2 protein-coding genes are annotated in these 2925 nt (G+C 64.2%); both read left to right on the top strand.

All coding sequences use genetic code 11. The features are described from left to right. Positions 1-104 precede the first annotated feature (104 nt). Complete coding sequence (locus J4F42_22030; protein ID MCE2488202.1) at positions 105-1994, top strand: hydantoinase B/oxoprolinase family protein; 1890 nt, start codon at positions 105-107, stop codon at positions 1992-1994. A gap of 13 nt (positions 1995-2007) precedes the next feature. Beyond that, positions 2008-2763: a 3-oxoacyl-ACP reductase FabG gene (locus J4F42_22025; protein ID MCE2488201.1), complete on the top strand. Its 756-nt coding sequence runs from the start codon at positions 2008-2010 to the stop codon at positions 2761-2763. Positions 2764-2925 lie beyond the last annotated feature (162 nt).

Raw genomic sequence — 2925 nt, 5'->3', positions numbered from 1 at the left:
GAGAAAGCCTGCGGGAGTTCTGCGCCCCACCGGACGGCGTTTCCTTTTCTTGGCGCGCCGTATCTGCTAGCTGAACAGGACCGCCACACAAGAGGAGTAGTTTTATGCGCGACGTTACCATCGCAACAATTCCAGACCTGGAGGTCGATCCGGTCACCCTCGATATTATTGAGAGCGCGCTCAAGAACTACCGCTACGAGATGGACGCAGTGCTGTACCGCACCGCCATGTCGCCGGTCATTCGGGAGCAGCACGACGAGTTTCCGATGATCTGCGATCCCAACGGCCGGATGGTCGTCGGTCAGTTCGGCTCGTATATCCGGGAGATGATGGACAGCTTCGACCGTCCGATCTACCCCGGCGATGTCATCCTGCTCAACGACCCGTATCTGTGCGGCGGCGCGATCTCGCACATCAACGATTTTCTGATCCTCGTCCCGGTCTTTGACGGCGATGAACTGATCGGCTGGACCTCGATGTTCGGTCACCAGATGGATGTCGGCGGTCCCCTGCCCGGCTCCTTTCCGACCAACGCCACGTCGATCTTTGGCGAGGGGCTGCGCATCCCGCCGGTCAAACTGTTCGAGAAGGGCGAGCTGAACGAGGACATCCTGAACCTGATCCTCAACAACGTCCGCATCCCGGTCATGAACCGCTCGGATCTGATGGGAATCGTGGCCGGCTGCAAAACCGCCGAGCAGCGGATCAAGGAACTGTGCGAGCGGTTCGGCCGCGACACCTATCTGGCCGCCTGTCAGGCCCTGCTCGACCGCACCCGGCGGGCCATGCAGACGCTTATCGAGCGTAACATCTCGACCGAGCCGCAGTCCTTCGAGGACTATGTGGACGACGACGGGCTGGGCAACGGTCCGTTCAAAATGAAACTCACCATCTGGCGCGAGGGGGACAAGGCCGTCTTCGACTGGACCGGCACCGACCCGCAGGCGGCCGGGCCGATCAACTTCTACCTGAACGAGGGCATGTTCAAGATGTTCATCGGCGTCTACCTGATCATGGTCTACGACCCCCAGATTCTGTTTAACGACGGCTTCTACGACCTGATCGAATCGCGGCTGCCCGACGGCTGCCTGCTGCATCCCAAGTTCCCGGCGCCGCTCGGCTGCCGCACCCACGCCCTGGCCCGGCTGTTCGATGTCATGGGCGGCTGCCTAGGCCAGAAGAGTCCCGAGCTGACCACGGCCGCCGGCTACGGCACCAGCCCCCACCTGTTGTACAGCGGCACCGACAAAAACGGGGAGTTCTTCTTCATCATGGAGATCAGCTATGGCGGCATTCCGGGCCGGCCGGTCGGTGACGGCATCGACGGTCACTCGTGGTGGCCGCTGTTCACCAATATCCCGACCGAGTATCTGGAGAGCTACTGCCCGCTGCGGGTGGATCGCTACGCCTCGGTGATGGATTCCGGCGGCGCCGGCCTGCACCGCGGCGGCAACGGCATCGACAAATGGTATACCTTTCTGGAACCCGGCGAGATCGCCATTCACGACGACCGCTGGCTGACCCCGCCGTGGGGCATCCTGGGCGGCAAGCCGGGCATGCGGTCGACCAAGATTCTGATTCGGACCGACGGCAGCCGGGAGGTCCTGCCCTCCAAGTGCGACCAGATCAAGGTCGAGCCGGGCGACCAGCTGATCTATCAGACGGCCGGCGCCGGCGGCTGGGGAGACCCGCTGCAGCGCGAGGCCGAGAAGGTCCGCAGCGATGTGGCCCGGGAGCTGGTGTCGGCTGACAAGGCGCGGCGCGACTACGGGGTCGTGCTTGACCCGGACACCGGCCAGGTCGATCAGGACGCCAGCCGTCGGCTGCGTGAACAGCTGGCCGAGGAGCGGGGCGAGCGCCCCACCTTTGACTTCGGTCCGCCGCTGTCCGAGCTGCTGGCCCGCTGCAAACACGAGACCGGTCTGGAGCCGCCCACGCCGCCCAGCCTGCCGGACAACTGGGCCGCCAATGGGGTCAAGAAGCGGGCGGCCTGAGGAGAGAGATACGATGGGCAAGCTCGACAACAAGATCGCCCTGGTCACCGGCTCCAGCAGCGGCATCGGCAAGACGGTCGCCCTGGCCTTTGCCGAGCAGGGCGCCGACCTGGTCCTCAACTACCCCGACGGCAGCCAGCTGCAAAACGTCACCCACGTCCAGGAGGAGATTGCCGCCACAGGCCGGCGGGTGATCGCCGTCCGCGCCGACGTGTCCCAGGAAGAGCAGGTCCAGGGTCTGATCGACACCAGCGTCCAGACCTACGGACGGATCGATATCCTGGTCAATAATGCCGGGATCGGCACGGCCAGCCTGGTCGAGCAGATGTCGGTCGCCATGTGGGATGAGATGCTGGCCGTCAACCTGCGCAGCGTCTTTCTGTGCACCCGTCTGGTGCTGCCCCTGATGTATCGGCAGAACTCCGGCAGGATTATCAGCACCGCCTCCCAACTGGCCTATAAGGGCGCACCGGGACTCAGCCATTACTGTGCGGCCAAAGCCGCCATCATCGCCTTTACCCGCTCGCTGTCGCACGAAATCGGTACGCGCAATATCAACGCCAACTGTGTGGCACCGGGTGCCACCCACACCCCTCTGGTCGAGGGTCTTAAAAAAGAGGCGATCGAGGCGATTCGAGCCGCCATTCCCAAGGGTCGGCTGGCCACGGTGGACGAAATCGCCCCGACCTATGTGTTTCTGGCCTCGGACGAGTCGCGGCATTTTGTCGGTCAGTGCCTCAGCCCTAACGGTGGGGATGTGATGCTGTGAGGTCCCACCGGGGGATGCAGCGGGGCGGACGCCCACGGGGAGGCGCTCCGGGCCGCGGCCGGCACCTGCTCGCCTGTCACTGCGTGCTGCTGTGGGGCCTGTTTTCGACCGGCTGTCAGTGGCTGGACGGCTCGGCCCAGACCGGACATCAGGACATTGCCG

Source organism: Desulfurellaceae bacterium (assembly GCA_021296095.1).
Taxonomy (GTDB): Bacteria; Desulfobacterota; Binatia; order Bin18; family Bin18; genus JAAXHF01.
The sequence above is the reverse complement of the archived record's forward strand: the minus strand, read 5'-3'. Positions and strand labels throughout refer to the sequence as shown.